Here is a 17,288-nt window from a genome sequence, read left to right on the forward strand (position 1 = left end):
CCGGGGCACCGGACGGGAACTGGCAAAAAATGGGTAATTACGATGGTCCATTGAGCCATGGCGGTGCGCGATTAAAATTTCAATCAGCAGTCCGCTCGAATGCCCATCGCAATACCGTTCGCAACCTACCGGCGGCAATCCGGATCGAGGCTAATAGAAAGCAAGTTGTGATGGCTTTTCGCACAGGTGCCTGTGAACAGAGCGAGTGGGAAAATAGTCGTTCCTTTGACGGGCGAGGCTATCGCAAACTTGAACGCGGGGCTCGCGGAGCCGGCACCGCCCCTTTGAGCTTTTTGGACAAAGCAGTTGAGCTGAGACCCGGGGTCATCACGCCCGTTCTCGAGCATGATGGTCTGGAGGTCCTGGCATTCATGCTCCATGTGGAGCAGGACGTCATCCGGGAGCTAAGCGCTTGCCTCAACGAGGAAGAACATCGGCGCGCCGCGGGATTGAGATTGGAGCGCGATCGCCGCCGCTTCATTGTTAGCCGCGGGCAGCTGCGCCAGGTCCTCGCTTCCAGACTGGGAATTTCGCCTTCAGAGATCGAGCTGGAATATGGACGGCTGGGCAAACCCCACCTCTCCCGCCGCATGCCCGCCCGCGACGTGCGCTTCAGCGTCTCGCGATCTGGAGAAGTAGCGGTCATCGCCCTCTCGATCAGGCAAGAGGTCGGCGTGGACATCGAGGCAATCCTCCCTGTGCCCGAAGCGGACGAGATCGCAGCGCTCTGCCTTTCCACCTCCGAATACGAGTCCTACGCCGCCCTCGATCCGGAAGACCGGCTGGAAGGCTTCCTCCAGCGTTGGACCCGGCTGGAGGCTGTCTCCAAGGCGCTGGGGTGTGGCTTGGGACAGCCGATTTCCTGGGATGAAAGGGATTGGGCTGTCCGAAGCTTCGTACCGCAACCTGGATATGTTGGGAGCGTGGTCGTCCGGAAATGAACTGTCATCCGGAGTCGAAGTCACCGCGATGGCGCACGGAACAGGAAATGTCAGCTTCATCGATGAAAAGCCCGATGTCAGCGCACGTGATGCAGTTCCCGGAGCTGCTCGCAGACCTCGCGGTCAAGGACATCAAGGTCTGGGTGGATGGCGACCGGCTGCGCTGCAACGCCCCGGCCGGCGCGCTGACGGCGGAGCTTCGCGATCAGTTGCAGGGGCGGAAGGGCGAGATCATCGCGTTTCTGAACATGGCCACGGCCGCGGCCAAGCAACCGTCTGCAATCGTTCCGTTGCAGTCTCGCGGCACACGCATACCCATTTACGCAGTCCCCGGTCATGTCGGGGCACCGTCCTCATTCCTGGACCTCTCGAAGCACCTGGGCGTCGATCAACCGTTCTACGCCCTCCAACCGCCTGGCTTCGATGGGCAGAGCGAGCCGATGGATCGCGTCGAAGATATCGCCGAGTACTTCGCCCGCCAGATCGTCGAATATCAGCCGACCGGTCCGTACATCATCGTCGGCTATTGCTCGGGCGCTCCAACAGCTTTTGAACTGGCGAAAATCCTGGGACAGCGCGAATCCGAGGTCTCATGCGTTGCGCTGTTTGGCCCGCTTCACCCCACCACCTATGGGGAATGGCCGCGCCGGCTGTATTTTATTGCCAGGGGCAAGGCGGAATCGTTCCTGCATGAGACAGCGAAGCTGCCGACATTCGGCGCCCGTCTCCGATATTTCGGCAGTCGCCTGCGCGAGCACGTCCGCGCCCTCGTACCCCTCGTTGGCAAGAGCAATGAGCCTGTCGCGACAGACCCGGTATTGGCGAGCAGGGCTCTGCTCAAATCCACGGCGATCGCGGCCTTTCAGCGGTACACTCCCACTCCGTATTCGGGTCGGGTTTGCATCATCCTTCCCAACAAAGCCTGGCTGCGATCGGGCGCCGCGCCACACCGATGGCTGCAAGTAGTGCCGCATGCCGAATTTTACTTCGGGCCCGATGACTGCAACGAAGCCTCGATGCTGATGGAACCTGACGCACCTGCCATCGCAGACCTCTATCGCCAGGCAACCCAGAAGCAGAACACGTGATTTTCGTTTTTAGTTTTCCCGACGGGAGCGTATTTCATGAACGAAGTCCTACCTATCGCGCCGGAGGGCGTAGCGCTTCCCCTGCTGAAGGATTCCGATCATCAGGCGCTGGTTGTCGATTACAACGCCACGGCGGCACGCTATCCGTCGGACAGGACGATCATCGATCTCTTCCGCGACCAGGCGACGCGTAATCCCGACGCTGAAGCGATCCGCTTTGGCGATGCAACGCTGACCTACCGGCAGCTCGACGAACGCTCCAACCAGATGGCCGCGTATTTGAGCTCGACCGGCGTGGGCCCGGGCCGGATTGCCGTTGTCTTCATGGAGCACTCCATTGAAGTCGTCGTTGCGATCCTGGGCGTGCTGAAGTCCGGCGCGGCCTATGTGCCGGTGGATGCGGCAACGCCGAAGGGGCGTATCACAACAATCCTGCAGGACATTTCCAACGGGACCGACGGGCGGGCGCCCGTGGCGATCACCCAGTCGCGCCTGCGTTCGGGCATTGCCGCGAACCTTGCCGAAATTCTCGTGCTCGACGCCGATCTCGAGTCGATCTCGAATCAGCCGGCCTCGGCCCGACCGTCCGCTGCGACGCCGGACGGCGCCGCCTATATCATCTTCACCTCCGGCTCGACCGGCACTCCCAAGGGCGTCGAGATCGAGCACCGAAGCCTGGTGAACTACATCTGGTGGGCCGCCCAGGTGTACAGTTCCGACGAAAGCCTCGCATGGCCCCTTTTCTCATCTCTCGCATTTGACCTGACCGTCACAACGCTCTTTACGCCACTCATCACCGGCGGCCGCATCGCGGTCTATCTTGGCGATCCCGGAGTGCAGAGCATGGTCGTGCTGAAGGTGATCGACGACAATGCGGTGGACATCATCAAGCTGACGCCGGCGCATCTCGCGATGATCCGCGACCGCAATCTTGAGACCACAAGACTGCGCAAGTTCATCGTGGGCGGTGAGGACTTCAAGGCCGCGCTGGCTCGCGATATCACCGACGCTATTCCCCATCCTATCGAGATCTACAACGAGTATGGACCAACCGAAGCCACGGTGGGCTGCATGATTCACCGTTTCGACACCGACCGCGATCAATCCGCATCGGTGCCGATCGGCATTCCGGCCGCGAATGCGGGAATCTACGTCCTCAGCAAGGAATATCAGCCCACCGGGCCCGGAATCATCGGTGAGATGTTCATTGCCGGCGACGGTCTCGCGAGAGGTTATTTCAATCGCCCCGATCTGACCGACGAGCGCTTCCGCACGGTCGCCGATCCCCGAGATGGGCGCTCGAAGCTGCGGCTCTATAAGACGGGCGATCTCGCCCGCTGGAACTCGGAAGGACGCCTGGAATTTCTCGGCCGCGCCGATCATCAGGTGAAGGTCGGCGGCACCCGTATCGAGCTCGGCGAGATCGAAGCACGGCTTCTCAAGCACCCGGACGTTCACGAATGCGCCGTCGTCACCTCGATGACGAAAGGAGCGACACAAAAAACGGCCCAAATCGGCCATGGCAAACCGTCGACGCCCGAAGACGGCATCGCACGACTTGTGGCCTACTATGTTGCGTCGAAACCCCTGACCGTGGCGGACCTGCGCGCGCACCTCGCCGAAGAACTGCTGGAGTCCATGATTCCGACGCACTACGTTCGCCTCGAGCGGATGCCGCTCACGCCCAACGGCAAGATCGACCGCTCATCGCTTCCCGAGCCGACGGCGGAAAACATCCAGCCGGCGCAGGTCTTCGCCGCCCCCTCGACAGAGACCGAGAAGGCGCTGGCCGCTCTATGGTGTCAACTCCTGAAGCTCGAGTCGATCGGACGCCACGACAACTTCTTCGAGCTGGGCGGGGAGTCGCTCCTGGTGGTGCGGGCGGTGTCGCGCATGCGAAAGATCTTCGGCGTCGACGTGCAGCTTCGCAACCTCTTTGAGCGGCCGACACTGGCCGAACTGGCGGAAGTCATCGACGGAATGCGCTGGGTGGCCGATTCCAATGCCCCTTCCCTCTCGGAGGGACCGAGAGAGGAGGTCGAACTCTAGCCGGAAGGTCTCCGCCTGGTCTTGGGCGGGACAGGAGCCTTTGAGTCAGGCTCGTAGCAGATCGGATGAAGATGATGGACAAAGCTTGGAACGCGTCACGAGAGCCGGAGCTGCCCTGGATGGCGGCGGAGTATGAGCTCTTGCGGGACCAGGTCCGCCGGTTCGTCAAGGAGGAAATCAAGCCCTGCGCGGATCACTGGGAAGAGAACGGGTTCATTCCCCGTTCGATCCTGCGCCGCATGGGCGAACTCGGCTTCTTCGGCATCCGCTACCCGGCTGAGTATGGTGGCGCCGAAATGGACTCTGTCGCATCAACGGTCTTCGCCGAGGAGCTCGGGCGCTCGACCTATGGCGGCGCCGCCGACGCGATGCTCGTCCATGCCGACATGGCTTCCTCGTACGTCTTTCACGACGGGACCAAAGCCCAGCGGGCCCGCTGGATGCCGGGCATTATCAGCGGCGAGGTGATCACCGCGATCGCCATCACGGAGCCGGATGCGGGCTCGGACGTGAAAGCCATCCGCACGCGCGCGGTCCGGGACGGCGACTCTTACGTGCTCGACGGCACCAAGCTCTATATCACAAACGGCGTCCACGCGGATCTCTACTGCGTCGCGGCCAAGACTGATCCCTCGGCCGGAAGCAACGGGATCACGATGTTCCTCGTCGAGAAGGGAACGCCAGGCTTCAGCGTCGCGCGCGAGCTGGACAAGCTCGGCTGGCGCTCCTCCGACACGGCGGAACTTGTCTTCGACGGCTGCCGCATCCCCGCCGACAACGTGCTCGGCGCGGAGGGACAAGGCTTCTACTCCATCATGCGCAACTTGCAGAACGAACGCCTTGTCCTCGCCGCCATGGCGATAGGGATGGCCGAGGCAGCGATCGACATGACCCTCACCTACGTGAAAACCCGCCGGGCATTCGGGGGCGTCCTTTGGGACATGCAGGCGATCCGTCAGCGGCTCGCGATGCTGTCTGCGAAAGTCGAGTCAAGCCGCGGGTTTCTCTATGCCACCGCTTGGCGCATGGCGGCCGATTACGATTGCCTGCGCGAGATCTCGATGCTGAAGGCCATCTGTGGCGAGCTCGTCAACGAGGTCGCGTATGATTGCGTGCAGTTTCACGGCGCCATGGGCGTCATGCGCGAGAGCGCGATCGAGCGCGTCGCACGTGACGCCCGCGTCCTCTCGATCGCTGGCGGCGCGACCGAAGTGATGCTTGAGGTGGTCGCCTCGATGTCATGATCCTGACGCGACGTTGAGGACGTCGCTCTGGCGTTGCTTGCAGAAAGGCCAAGTGCCGGCGCTTCGCGCGGCGGGCCGGGGCCTGGATGTCCTCCGCATCCGGGCCGTTCGCGGCGACCGACGCGGCCGCCGCGCCGGATTCACCCATAAAGCCCGATGGGCGTCATTGCCGCCGAACACCGGCCAACGGAATCCGGCATTCGTTTGATAGGGGATTTCGTTCGTTCAAAATCGGACTGCCGAGGTTTCCAACCGATGCAACATGATCGATGGCCTGAACGTGGATCCCCTTCACGGCCCTTCCGGATGGGTCATTCATGCTCGCAAATTGCTGAGACCAAAGAAACGCGGTCGGCGTGGAGCATGCGATCGAAGGACCGACGGGCACAGTCAGGCAGGCTGTCGGGTTGTTGAAAATGCCATCAAAGATGGTCCTGTAGAAATATCCCTCTTTGGACGTCGGCGTTTGCCGCGGAAAGCGCTTGCTCGCCTCTGCGAGCATCTGATCCGAGACTTTATTCTCGGCTTGATGCTTCAAGCTTTCAATCCAGCTGTACCCTACCCCGTCGGAAAACTGCTCCTTTTGACGCCACAAGATCGCTTGCGGCAACAGATCGGTAAATGCTTCCCGCAATATGCCCTTCTCGATTTTCTCGCCAGGGCACATCTTCTCGGCGGGGTTTATCGACATTGCGTAGTCCAGGAATTCCTTGTCCAGGAAGGGCACACGGGCTTCGACTCCCCAAGCCGCCATTGCCTTGTTCGCGCGACAGCAATCATACTTGCTGAGCGCAAAGATCTTTCGGACAGTCTCGTCGTGGAATTCTTCTGCTGACGGCGCCATGTGGAAGTAGAGATAGCCGCCGAATACCTCGTCAGCGCCTTCTCCGGACAACACCATTTTGATGCCCATTGATTTGATTTTGCGCGCCATGAGATACATCGGCGTGCCGGCACGAATGGTGGTGACGTCAAAGGTCTCCAGGTGCCGGATCACGTCCGGCAATGCGTCCAATCCTTCCTGCACGGAAAAAACAATCTCGTGATGGACCGTGCCGATGTGAGCCGCCACGTCTCGCGCATGCTTCATGTCAGGTGAGTTTTCGAGGCCGACCGAGAACGAGTGCAGCCTCGGCCACCATGCCTCTTCGGTTTCTCCCGACTCGATCCGCTTGAAGCGGTGGCGCGCCGCGAGCGCCGCGATAAGCGACGAGTCGAGCCCGCCGGAAATAAGCACCCCGTAAGGCACATCGCACATCATCTGCTGCTTGACCGCAGCTTCGAGCGAAGATCGGAGCTCCTGCAGCGACACCTTCCTGCTTGGAAGAGTATGTGCCCACTGTGGATCATACCACTTGACGAACTTTCCGGCCTTGGCGCTGTAATGATGTCCCGGAGGAAACTCCCGGATCGTCTCGCATACGCCATCGAGGGCTTTCATTTCGCTCGCGACGTAAGTCGTGCCGTCGCTGCCCCATCCGATGTAAAGCGGAACAATGCCGATGTGGTCTCGGGCGACGAAGAAATCGCCACTGCGCTCATCGAAGAGGGCAAATGCAAAAATGCCACTCAGCATATTGCACACGGCAGGACCGTACTCGTCGTAGAGATACAGGATGATTTCGCAGTCGGACTTCGTTTTCCATGCGTGCGGCAGCTTCAGCGCCTCGCGCAAACCGACATGATTGTAGATCTCTCCGTTCACGGCCAAAGCGCGACCCGCGGTCACGTCGAGAAGGGGTTGAGCGCCGTGCTCCACGTCGACGATGGAAAGGCGCTCGTGCGCGAGCACTGCGCCGTCGCTGGAATAAATGCCGCTCCAGTCCGGCCCGCGGTGCCTGACCGTTTTGGCCATCTCGAGCGCCCGGCCGCGCGCCGTCTCGAGCGATTCTTTAAATCCAAAGATGCCAACGAAGCCGCACAAGGAGGTTGCCCCTTCTGTAAGTTCAGATCGCAGCGAAGCGGAACAGCGGATCGAGAACGGCAAAAGTCACAAAATATTCTAAAAATATACGGACAAGCGGCATCAAACTCCGTGGCTGCTCGTGTCTTCTCGACGTGCCAATCCCGATCACTCTGCCGCTTCCGGCTTTGTCACCTGCTGTCACGCCGCGAGTCTGCCGCGGTCACGTCGGTCCGGCCTATCACGACCGGAACGTTTGAACTGCTCAGCTTTCGGGGGGCCGCGTCGGGACCATCCTGGTATCGCAGCGAGACCTCGATGGTATCACCCGGCTGCAACTCGGCATCCTCGTTCACGACAATCCGTTCCGGCCCTTTCTCGCTCTTTCTGATAATAGCAATATCCGGCTTACTGCCGGCTCCCCGTGCGAGCTGCGATCGAACCATCGAAGTGTATTGAAGCTTCTCACCGACGCTCTGCAGTTTCTCGCGAATCTGATTGAGCTTTAAGCTGGTCTCTTGCAGCTCACGGAACAGATCAAGCTTCCGCTGATCGTCGAGCTTTGCCAACCGTCTGGCGTACTCGTCTTGCAACTTCTTGACCTGGAGCAATTGCGCAGAGGTTTGCAGCCTCCGGGTCGCCGACAGCAGAACCGCGCGACGCGCATCCGTCACGCGAGGGCTGATCAACGATCCCTTGCCGAACAGGTCGGTCGCTTTCTGAAGGTCCTCGACGTCGGACTGAAGTCCTTCTTCATCTTTCTTTTGCTGCTCCGACAGCACGCGGACCTCGTCGTCTCCCTGCCGAACGCTGCGCTGCAAGTACGCCTTTTCCTGCTGATAGTCACTCTGCTTCGTCTTCAGATATTCGGCTTCCGCATTGACGATTTCCGAAACCGCCGACCGGGCTATCGGCAGGTCGGCAAGAGAAGCGCTTGGATTGATCTGCGTCCCTTCCCCGAGCTCGCTCTTGATGCGCCACATACGCGCCTGTTCCTTGGCGAGTTCTGTCCAAAGCGAACCATACTCGCTTCTCAGGTCGGCCGACTCGAGATACGGGTTGTTCATCCTGATATGCATGATGTCGTAGCCACCCGCCATGGCGATGAGCTGGCGCGCGGTGCTCGCGGGACGATAAGGATACTCCCCTGGCTTCGACACGTCCCCGTTGACGTAAACAGGCCTGTACTCCGCCACGATCGCCGTGACCTGATCTGCATCTATCACGACCACGACCTCGCGGCCGTCCACGGTCCTCTGTCGAAAGACCTTGCTCGTCATTGCGGCCCCGACCTTGGCCCGAATCTCTTGCAACGGCAGGCCGGCGACCGGGACCATCCCGACCAGCGGCAAAGAGATATTGCCATCGACTTGGACGGGCGCGCGCTGCCGCAGCTCCGGCACGCCGGCTACCGCGACCTCCAGAACATCTCCGACACTCACTCGATATTCGGCTTTCGCCTGCGCGGAAATCGTCAGGCCAACAGCCACCAGGCCCCACCTTACGCAATGGCCTGGTTGACCGCGACGGTTGTCAAGACGGAGGAAATTACGCAGCTTGGCGTGCGGCATGGCGTGCTCGATGGCTCGGTCTCACGGATTGATCGACAATCTAATCCCGCAGCGCCTCGGCTCAACTGACCATCGTAGTTACTCCCGGCTACCCATTTATTGCCAATCCGCCTCCTGACCCGAATGCTATGTTTTTGTCAGGGGGACGGACTGCGTGACGGACTGCTTGGGAGTAACCGGTGAGTTATGCGTTTTTCACCAATTCGCCGGCCCCTACCGAGCGTTCGGCGCATTCGGTCACTGGCCGCAAGGCGATTGCGGCTGACCTTGGCAAGAACAGATTGGCCGCCTTGCTGGTGCTGGCGGCAGGCGCCGAGTTCCTCCTCGTAGCCGTTGGGGCTTTTGCCGCTGCCGTCCTCTATTATCGGCTGGTCCTTGCGCTCGACTATCCGGACACTCCCAAATACATCCTGGAATCTCTTCTGATTGCCACGTTGCAACTGCTCGTATCCGTTGGGCTCCGGCAGTATTCGCGGATCCAGACGCAGCCCCGCCACATCTTCCTATGGAGCGGCGTCAGCGCCGTCTTCTTCGTATTCTCCTTCTTCATCTCAACGATATTTCTTCTCAAGATCTCGGACGGCTACTCGCGCGCGACCGTGATGGCCCAGGCGGCAAGCGTTATCGTCATGGTGCTCTTCGCGCGGGCAATATGCTTCTCGTTGCTGCAGCCTGCCATCGCATCCGGACTGATCGACGCCAGGCGCGTCATCCTCATAGGTGAACCGAGCCACTGCCTGGATTTTTCCGCACGAGTAAGCGCCACCGGAATCCGGACCATTCGCTCGTTCGAGTTGCCGACCTTTCGCAAGGGCTCTTCGGCATCGGAGCACTTCGGGGCGGTCGAAGTGCTATCCCATGTCCGCGAACTGATCGCAGAGTGCCGGCCCCTGCGAGCGGATGACATTGTCATTCTGACTTCGGAGTCGGATGTTCGGGCGGCCCTCGCGCTCGCCGGCGCCCTGTCAGAGCTCCCGGTCGACGTTCACGTCGTCCCGGTCGGTGCAATCGACCTCATGGCCGTGTCGCGCATCACGCAATTCGGCAACATGGTGACGATGCGCATCTTCCAGTCTCCCCTGACGCCGTTCCACCGGGCGATCAAACGAGCCTTCGACATCGCGGCCGCAATTGCCGGACTTGTCATCATCAGTCCCCTCTTCGTCATCATTCCAATCGCAATCAAGCTCGATTCCCCCGGGCCGGTGCTATTTCGTCAGACGCGGCACGGCTACAACAACGAGACTATTCGCGTGTTGAAATTCAGATCGATGACCGTGACGGAGGACGGCGACAATTTCAAGCAGGTGACCAGACACGATCCACGCGTGACCCGGTTGGGACGCTTCATGCGCCACACCAATATCGATGAGCTTCCACAGCTCTTCAACGTGCTGGTCGGCGATATGTCACTCGTCGGGCCTCGTCCGCACGCGACCTCGCAGAACGAGAGCTTCGCCCGGATGATTTCGTCATTTTCCCGCCGCCACAACGTCAAGCCCGGCATTACCGGCTGGGCACAGGTCAACGGCTATCGTGGCGAAACCGACACCCTGGAGAAAATGCAACGTCGTGTCGAGCATGACCTGTATTACATCGACAATTGGTCATTCCTTCTCGATCTCAAGATCATCGTCATGACCCTCTTCTCCAGAAAGGTCTATTGGAATGCCTTCTAGCGCGATGACGATTGCTGCATGCAGTCCGTACAGCAAGATCGCAAGGGCATTGCAGTCGATCCCGTTCCCGTTTGATCGGCGGAGGCTTCGGTAGGCCACCAGTAACTGCAGGTTCGAGACAATGCTGCAAACTCACAGAACTGACAATTCGGCACCTCAGGACACGATGCCGCCTGAATTTGGTTCGCCGGCCGAATTCGTGGCGGAGGGTCTCGCCTTCTTGCGCCGCCGCCTCTCGATCATACTGCTGACGTGTTCCTTGATGTTTGGCGCCGGCTTGCTCTATCTCGTTGTCGCAGTTCCGACGTTTACGGCAACCGCGCAACTCATCGTCGACGCCAAGACGACTTCTTCCAACGACACGGCCTCGGCAACGACAGCCGTCGAAAGTCAGGTCGCAATCTTGAAGTCGGAGAGCGTCGCTCGCGCAGCGATCGCGAAGCTCGGTTTGGCGGGAGACCGGGAATTCTCCGGCGGCGCCCTGCACCACCTCAGTCGGTCGACATCCCGGTTGCTCGGCTGGAGCAGGCAGGACACGGACGTCGTCACGCGTGATGCGATGGAAGCATTCGCGCGCAAGCTCTCGGTGAAGCGCGCCGGTCTCACCTACATAGTCGATCTCGCCTTCAGCTCCGCCGACCCCGATCGGGCCGCGCAGGTCCTGGACACCGTCGTAGAGACCTACATCACGACGCAAATGGACGCGAAATACAAATGGGGTCTGCAAAACGAGAAATGGGTCAAGGAACGTGTCAACGAATTGAGCAACCAGGCGTCGACTGCCAAAAAGGCCGTAGCGGATTACAACAGGCCCAGGAATGGCATCGCGGCTCCTGCGAACACCACCGGGGCAGGTCCACCCTCGTCGCAGTCGACCGGAACGGCGCAAGACGAACTCCGCGAACTGGAAGCCACGGCGGACGCCGCCACCAGAACGTATGACAATTTCCTGCGGATGTTGCGCTACATGGACGCCATGCAGCAGCAATCCGCGCCGGTGTTCGAGGCTCGTCTGCTCACCGGAGTGTCTCATCCCTACACGGCCAGTTCGCCAAACGCCCGTTTGATACTTGGATCAGCGATCCTCGGCGGCATGCTACTGGGGATTGGAATAGGATTGCTGCGCGAGAGGTCGGACCGGGAACGCGCGCCCGCGCGCAGGTCTGCAGCCACCGCATCCGGAGGAACTGCAGTCGTCCAGGGACTCAAGGCGAACGGCGTGAAGACCCATTTCGATGGTTCGTTCAAGGTCGAGAAACAACACACCTACAAGGAGGCCAATCCTGACTTATAGTCGCATGAATTGGCTTATCGCGATACCGCAAGCTCGATTGAAACGCCCCGGACATCACCCGTCGAACAATGCTCGTCGGCGAACCGCCTTCATCGCGACGAAGGCAGCATGTTTCTCGTTACGGCCACCGGAGTGGGTAATCCAGAAGGGCCGGACGCTCTCCGCAGCCGTGGGGTTATATTCGACCCTGCGACAATGTGCCGATTTGACAATGTGTAACATTTGAACGCTCAGCCTCCGCGCAGTCCGCTCCTCCGCCCACGAGGTGCGCCGAACCGGGAATTCCGGGCAAGAGCTCGATCACAATTACTGGGCGCCGCGTGGCGTCCACCAACGTTGGCTTGAGCAATGACGAGCTTTACTCGACCGTCCGGACCGGCGACCATGTTCAGCAATGTCTTCCGGCAGTCATGGCTGGCCTTGGCATACCGATGCTCGGGCGCCGTCGTCTCCCTCCTCTTCGGCGTAAGTTTTGCGCGGATGATGAACATAGAGGAATACGGTGCGCTCATGTCGTTGATGACGTTCGCGCTCGTCGCCTCCACGGTCGGCCTCATCGGTCAGCAATTTCGCGTGTTGCGGGAAATACCAAGCATCGCCGCCCGGAAAAACTACCCGGAGATCGGCTCGATTGTCGCGAAGCGGGTTCGCGTGGCATGTCTGGGCAGCGTTGCCGTGGCCGTACTCGCCCTCCTTCCGTTCGTCGCCGCTCACGGCCGCGACGGAATATTCGGAGGCTGGCAATATGCCATGAGCGTGCTCCTGATATTGCCGTTGTCCTTAATCGAAATGCAGAGCTCGCTGGGGCGCGCGCTCGGCTCCGTCAATCTCGCACTCGTGTCGAAGGATGTGCTGTGGAGATTTCTCATCATATTGTTGGGCGCCGTTCTCTTCGCGACGTCTGGCCATCCGCTGCCGGCTGAAGACGTTCTGCTGATTGCGACTGGAATCCTGATCGTGTTGATCGCCGCCCAGAACATCTACCTGCGGCATCTCGCGGAGGGGCGTAAGGTATTCACCATGGCGGTGGGGCGATCGAATGACCGGCTTCGCGACATCCTTTCCACGTCGGGACCGTTCTGGGTAACCAGCGTCACGAGTATCATGGGCGGCACAGTCGACCTCGTCGTCATCTCGGTCATGGTCGGCCCGGAAGCCGGAGGATATTACTACGCTGCCAGCCGGATCGCGCTCCTTCTTGATTTCTTCCTGGCGACCTTTTGTATTCCCGCGGCGCCCCTCATCGCACGTCTGTTCGATGAGAATCGTCATGCGGAAATCACGCGCGTCACGTCGGGAGCGTCATTGGCTGCGTTTGTCGCTGTGCTCGGCTGCGTTGCGACGTTGGCGCTTGGCGGCGACCTCGCGTTGATGGCGTTCGGAGCGACTTTCACCCGCGCCTACGGCGTCCTGATGGTCCTGGCAACCGGCATGCTGGTGTCGACATATTTCGGGATCGGCCCCATCGCCCTGAATATGACAGGCCATCAGCGCGCCGCGATGCACATCGTGGTGATCACTTGGGTATCGGGAATCCTGGCCATGGTCGGTGCGACTTGGGCCTTCGGGACGATAGGAGCAGCGGTTGCTGGCTCCTGCGCGGGCATCGCGACCAGGGTGTGGACTGCGGCCTACATTTATTCGGCGGAAGGGATCGATATCACCGCCACCACGGCGCTCCGCGCGTTGGCTAGGCGCGCAACGAGCCGAGGAGTATCCGAACCGCGTAGCGAGGCAATACGGCCAGAAGCCAGCGGCACCATTCTTGACCTGCAGCCTGCTCGCGGCAGTCGGGACACACGTACATGAATTGGGGAGATAGTTGAATGCGTTCGCTGTCATCCGAGGACGCGACTGCTGCAATTGGATTTACGCGCGGGAGGCGGTACCTGATGGGCCGGTCTACATTCGATTACGAGGTGTCAGGAAGCCGGCTTTCCATGGGGCTGGTGAGGCTTCTGCACACCGTTGTTGCGCGGAGTACCGGGCGCGGTATGGGACTTGCCATGCGGGCGGTCAAGCCGCTTCTGCATTCCCAGCTGTCTTGCGTCCATTTCGCCGACGGTAGCCGCTTGTACTTCGAGCTGAACGACGTCTATTGGAATGCGTTCTTCATCGGCCAGCCCGGCATGACCTACGAGCCGGACATAGCGACGCTTCTGCTGCGGCTGAAGGATACCGACTATACGTTCTTCGATTGCGGTGCAAACATCGGATACTGGTCCGTTCTCGTCACGTCGGAAATGCTGGGTCGCAAGCGCGCGATTGCCGTCGAGGCTTCACGGGAGACGCTTGCAATTCTCGAGCAGAACCGTGACGCGAATGATCAACGCTTCGAGATCTGCCGAAGGGCATTGTTCGAGTACGACGGGCGCAGCCTGTTCTTCTCCGACGACGGACCTCATTCGGCCCGGCACATCGTAACGTCGCAGAGCAGCCGTCCGTCACACACCGAACCCGTCATGTCGATAACGATCGATGCGTTGGCAAGGGACCAGCAGCTGACCGACAGCGATCGGCTCGTCATCAAGCTCGACGTCGAGGGCCAGGAGGTTGCGGCCCTGAAGGGCGCTCGGCAGGCTCTGAAGCGCGACACGCTGATCATCTACGAAGATCATGGCCAGGATCGCAGCCACGCGACCACGAGGTATGTGTTCGAGGCACTTGGACTTCCGGTGTTTGCTCTTGCTGCAGACGGGTCAATCACGAAGGTCAGTGACCTCGGCACACTGGATCGCCTGAAGGTGAACCCCAAAATCGGCTACAATTTCGCGACCTGCCCACCCGGATCCGGCTTCCACCGCTGGATATCAGGAATCGCCAGTCAGGCCTGATCGTGTCGGGCGCCGATCCTGGGCACGAGATCGCCGGCGGCTCAACCTAGTTCGCGCGCCCGAGCCGGAATTCGCGTGCCCTCAACTCTTCGACGCGATCGGAATGCACGATATCAGTCGCCGCGACCGAACAGCATCTGGACCGCCGACTGGACGCCATTCATTCGCCCCTCGAACGGAATTCTCCCGTCGGAAGGACCTCCGACCGCGATGCGGGGGAGCCCAAAAGGATTCAGCTTCCGATCAGATATCTGTCCATGCCGGGTTGTGACTGCGGTCGAAAAACCGACCTCCACCGCGAGATGTTGTTCTCGATCACCGCATGCCCTGGAGTTGCCGTAGGGAAAAGCGACGTGCCGAACCGGGCGCTGAAGCAGTCTCTCCAGATAGGTGCGATTACCCGCCATTTCGGCGCGCGCTGAAGCTGCATTCAGGTACGCGAGCGCTGGATGCGATTCCGTATGCCCGCCAATCGTAGCCAGGGGGTGTCGTGCCAGGAGCTGAAGCTCCCGCTCGTTGATGAAATAGGCGTCGTTCAAGGCCTCCAGCGACAGATCGGCCTTGCTGAACGTAGGGGCGAGCATCTCGACTCGTTGGTAATCTTCATGGACCCAGTTGCTCACCTTCTCCAGGGCCGATGCTTTCTCGTCAAAATCGCGACAGCTGAATCGCATGTTCATTGCGTCGATCGCAAGACTGTCTCTCGAGCGAAACAGGTCGCGCAAGCCCAGCCACCACGGTTGCAGCGTTCGCTTCACCGCACCCGTTGGAACATATACGGTGAAGGGCGCGTTATTTCGCTCAAGGATCGGCAATGCCGTCGTGACGTTGTCCTTGTAGCCGTCGTCGAAGGTAAGCACCGCATAGCGGCGGGGTTCAGGATCCACCGCCAGCCGCTCGAGACATGCATCGAGACTGACAATCTCCCATCCCTGCTGGCGCAGCCACTTCAGGGTGTATTCAAAGAAATCAGGCGATGCACCGGTCTTCAGCTCCGAGCGCCAATCCGGCTGAATCTCGTGGAACATCAGGATAGTGGCCCTGCCGGCAAATGCCATGCGCAAAGCAGGCGCAAGTCCCGCCCAACTTGCCGCATGGAATATCGTTCGGCTGAGTAGTCGCTTCACGCGAAATCACCACCGGACAGGTTGATTGCGCGCAAGCCGACCAAGCGTCGTCGGTGCTCATGTGATTGCGTGCGCGATCTGCCCATGCTCATCTCAAATAGCCCTCGTGAACACAGCAGTGTTTCCGATGGGAAACACCCCTCCATTTATCGACAAACCGCGCCGCTCTGGCAACCACGGCGCTGGTACTCACTACTGGGTACCCCAGATTTCATCGCCTCCACTCTGAATGCGCCGCCTGCATCGAACTGCTTTCACGGTAGCTTTTCGTCAGACACAGAGTGCACCGGCCACTGGTGATGCCGGCCTTCGTGATGCGCGTGTCGAGGGCCTCAATGAAAGTACTGCTCGCCAATAAGTTTCTGTTCAACAACGGTGGCGCGGAGGCAGTGCTGCTTCAGGAAAGAATGTTCCTGACGAGCAGCGGGGCGGACGTCATTGACTTCGCGATGCAGCACGAGCGGAACATCGAATCCCGCTATGCAAATCACTTCGTGTCTCGCCAGGAATACCGGACCGGCGGCCATCTCGCCAAGATCAAGAGCGCGCTGTCATTGATTCACTCACGCGAAGCCGTGAGCAAACTCGCATCCCTGATCGAGGAGACTCGGCCAGACCTGATGCATTGCCACAACATCTATCATCAGCTGACCCCGTCGATTGTCGGCGTCGCCAAGTCGCGCGGGATTCCGGTCGTGCTCACACTGCACGATTCGAAGCCCGTGTGTCCGGTGCACACCCGCATGCGAGAGGACCAATTGTGTTCATCGTGTCTCTCAGGCGATTTCCATCATGTGCTGATGCACCGTTGCGCTGACGGCTCGATCGCACAGAGCGCCACGCTTTACATGGAAGCGGTCATTCAGCGCTGGTTTGGCAGCTACGAGAAGGTGGATCGCTTCCTGGCGCCGAGCCAGTTCATGCGGGAGTCGGTGTTGCCTCGGTTCGCCGCGGACCGGGTACAGGTGCTCTACAACGGCGTGGATGTCAGCGGCATTTCGGCGAGCGATCGGGACAAGGGATACGTGCTTTATTGCGGCCGGCTCGCGCCGGGAAAAGGTGCGGAGACGCTGTTGCGCGCCCACGAAGCAGCGGACTGCCGGTGGCCTCTCGTCATCGCAGGCTCCGGCCCGCTGGCGGATAGTTTGAAGACGCAATTCACCCGGAATGTGCGTTTCGCGGGCCAGCTATCCGGCAAGACTTTAAACGAGACGATCGCCGAGGCTTCCGTGGTGGTTGTGCCTTCGGAGTGGTGCGAGAACTGTCCGATGTCGGTGCTGGAGGCGATGGCCTATGGCAAGGCGGTCATAGCGACCCGCGTCGGCGGCATTCCGGAGCTCGTGGACGATCAAGTGACGGGGCTTTTGTTTGAGCCCGGCAATACGGACGAGCTTCGTCAGCACGTCGACTGCCTGATGAACGACGCCTCACGCCGTGCAGGCATGGGAGCAGCAGGAAGAAGTCGCGTCGAAGCGGACTTCTCCCTCGAGAAGCATAACACCGAGCTGATGGCCGTCTACCGATCACTGGTGAGCGAGCGGCATTCATCGCATTGAGG

General features: G+C 60.2%; 12 protein-coding genes. 9 read left to right on the forward strand and 3 right to left on the reverse strand.

Annotation, left to right across the window (positions count from 1 at the left end):
* Positions 1–29 precede the first annotated feature (29 nt).
* The 4 genes from ACZBJS_RS21500 (at position 30) to ACZBJS_RS21515 (ending at position 5,322) form a co-directional block, all read left to right on the forward strand.
* Positions 30–941 (forward strand): 4'-phosphopantetheinyl transferase family protein, encoded by a 912-nt coding sequence (locus tag ACZBJS_RS21500; protein ID WP_316395483.1) that lies wholly within the window; start codon positions 30–32, stop codon positions 939–941.
* A 47-nt stretch (positions 942–988) separates the two neighbouring features.
* Entirely contained in the window at positions 989–2,029 is a 1,041-nt protein-coding gene (locus tag ACZBJS_RS21505) for a thioesterase domain-containing protein (RefSeq protein WP_316395482.1), read from the forward strand.
* A 36-nt stretch (positions 2,030–2,065) separates the two neighbouring features.
* On the forward strand, positions 2,066–4,078 hold the full coding sequence (locus ACZBJS_RS21510; RefSeq protein ID WP_316395481.1) for a non-ribosomal peptide synthetase: 2,013 nt from the start codon (positions 2,066–2,068) through the stop codon (positions 4,076–4,078).
* A gap of 65 nt (positions 4,079–4,143) precedes the next feature.
* Complete coding sequence (locus tag ACZBJS_RS21515) at positions 4,144–5,322, forward strand: acyl-CoA dehydrogenase family protein (protein WP_463439121.1); 1,179 nt, start codon at positions 4,144–4,146, stop codon at positions 5,320–5,322.
* Positions 5,323–5,485: 163 nt separating this feature from the next.
* On the opposite strand, the gene asnB is transcribed toward ACZBJS_RS21515, so the two are convergent.
* Together asnB and ACZBJS_RS21525 are read right to left on the reverse strand one after the other, a co-directional pair.
* Positions 5,486–7,246, reverse strand: a complete 1,761-nt coding sequence (gene asnB / locus ACZBJS_RS21520; RefSeq protein WP_316395479.1) for an asparagine synthase B — start codon at positions 7,244–7,246, stop codon at positions 5,486–5,488.
* Positions 7,247–7,416: 170 nt separating this feature from the next.
* A complete protein-coding gene (locus ACZBJS_RS21525; RefSeq protein ID WP_057021167.1) occupies positions 7,417–8,796 on the reverse strand; it encodes a polysaccharide biosynthesis/export family protein in 1,380 nt (459 codons plus the stop codon).
* A gap of 179 nt (positions 8,797–8,975) precedes the next feature.
* Here ACZBJS_RS21525 and ACZBJS_RS21530 point away from each other — a divergent pair, with 179 nt between their 5' ends.
* From ACZBJS_RS21530 to ACZBJS_RS21545, 4 genes are all read left to right on the forward strand, one after another.
* Positions 8,976–10,475, forward strand: coding sequence for an undecaprenyl-phosphate glucose phosphotransferase (locus ACZBJS_RS21530; protein ID WP_316395478.1), 1,500 nt, complete (start codon positions 8,976–8,978; stop codon positions 10,473–10,475).
* Positions 10,476–10,641: 166 nt separating this feature from the next.
* Positions 10,642–11,769, forward strand: a complete 1,128-nt coding sequence (locus ACZBJS_RS21535; protein ID WP_316395477.1) for a Wzz/FepE/Etk N-terminal domain-containing protein — start codon at positions 10,642–10,644, stop codon at positions 11,767–11,769.
* Between the two features lie 384 nt (positions 11,770–12,153).
* Positions 12,154–13,578 (forward strand): oligosaccharide flippase family protein, encoded by a 1,425-nt coding sequence (locus ACZBJS_RS21540; protein ID WP_316395475.1) that lies wholly within the window; start codon positions 12,154–12,156, stop codon positions 13,576–13,578.
* Positions 13,579–13,595: 17 nt separating this feature from the next.
* The gene (locus tag ACZBJS_RS21545; protein ID WP_229189970.1) at positions 13,596–14,603 is read left to right on the forward strand and encodes an FkbM family methyltransferase; all 1,008 of its coding nucleotides are present in this window, start codon (positions 13,596–13,598) and stop codon (positions 14,601–14,603) included.
* Positions 14,604–14,716: 113 nt separating this feature from the next.
* On the opposite strand, the gene ACZBJS_RS21550 is transcribed toward ACZBJS_RS21545, so the two are convergent.
* Entirely contained in the window at positions 14,717–15,730 is a 1,014-nt protein-coding gene (locus ACZBJS_RS21550) for a polysaccharide deacetylase family protein (protein ID WP_229157725.1), read from the reverse strand.
* A 335-nt stretch (positions 15,731–16,065) separates the two neighbouring features.
* Here ACZBJS_RS21550 and ACZBJS_RS21555 point away from each other — a divergent pair, with 335 nt between their 5' ends.
* Positions 16,066–17,286, forward strand: coding sequence for a glycosyltransferase family 4 protein (locus ACZBJS_RS21555; RefSeq protein ID WP_316395474.1), 1,221 nt, complete (start codon positions 16,066–16,068; stop codon positions 17,284–17,286).
* The last annotated feature ends 2 nt before the right edge of the window (positions 17,287–17,288 follow it).

This window comes from Bradyrhizobium sp. KZN70725 (assembly GCF_055264925.1).

Bases quoted from the DNA above. Each gene is read 5' to 3' on its own strand.
- ACZBJS_RS21500 (WP_316395483.1), top strand. From the start codon at position 30: ATGGGTAATTACGATGGTCCATTGAGCCATGGCGGTGCGCGATTAAAA.
- ACZBJS_RS21505 (WP_316395482.1), top strand. From the start codon at position 989: ATGTCAGCTTCATCGATGAAAAGCCCGATGTCAGCGCACGTGATGCAG.
- ACZBJS_RS21510 (WP_316395481.1), top strand. From the start codon at position 2,066: ATGAACGAAGTCCTACCTATCGCGCCGGAGGGCGTAGCGCTTCCCCTG.
- ACZBJS_RS21515 (WP_463439121.1), top strand. From the start codon at position 4,144: ATGAAGATGATGGACAAAGCTTGGAACGCGTCACGAGAGCCGGAGCTG.
- ACZBJS_RS21525 (WP_057021167.1), bottom strand. From the start codon at position 8,796: ATGCCGCACGCCAAGCTGCGTAATTTCCTCCGTCTTGACAACCGTCGC.
- ACZBJS_RS21535 (WP_316395477.1), top strand. From the start codon at position 10,642: ATGCCGCCTGAATTTGGTTCGCCGGCCGAATTCGTGGCGGAGGGTCTC.
- ACZBJS_RS21540 (WP_316395475.1), top strand. From the start codon at position 12,154: ATGTTCAGCAATGTCTTCCGGCAGTCATGGCTGGCCTTGGCATACCGA.
- ACZBJS_RS21545 (WP_229189970.1), top strand. From the start codon at position 13,596: ATGCGTTCGCTGTCATCCGAGGACGCGACTGCTGCAATTGGATTTACG.
- ACZBJS_RS21555 (WP_316395474.1), top strand. From the start codon at position 16,066: ATGAAAGTACTGCTCGCCAATAAGTTTCTGTTCAACAACGGTGGCGCG.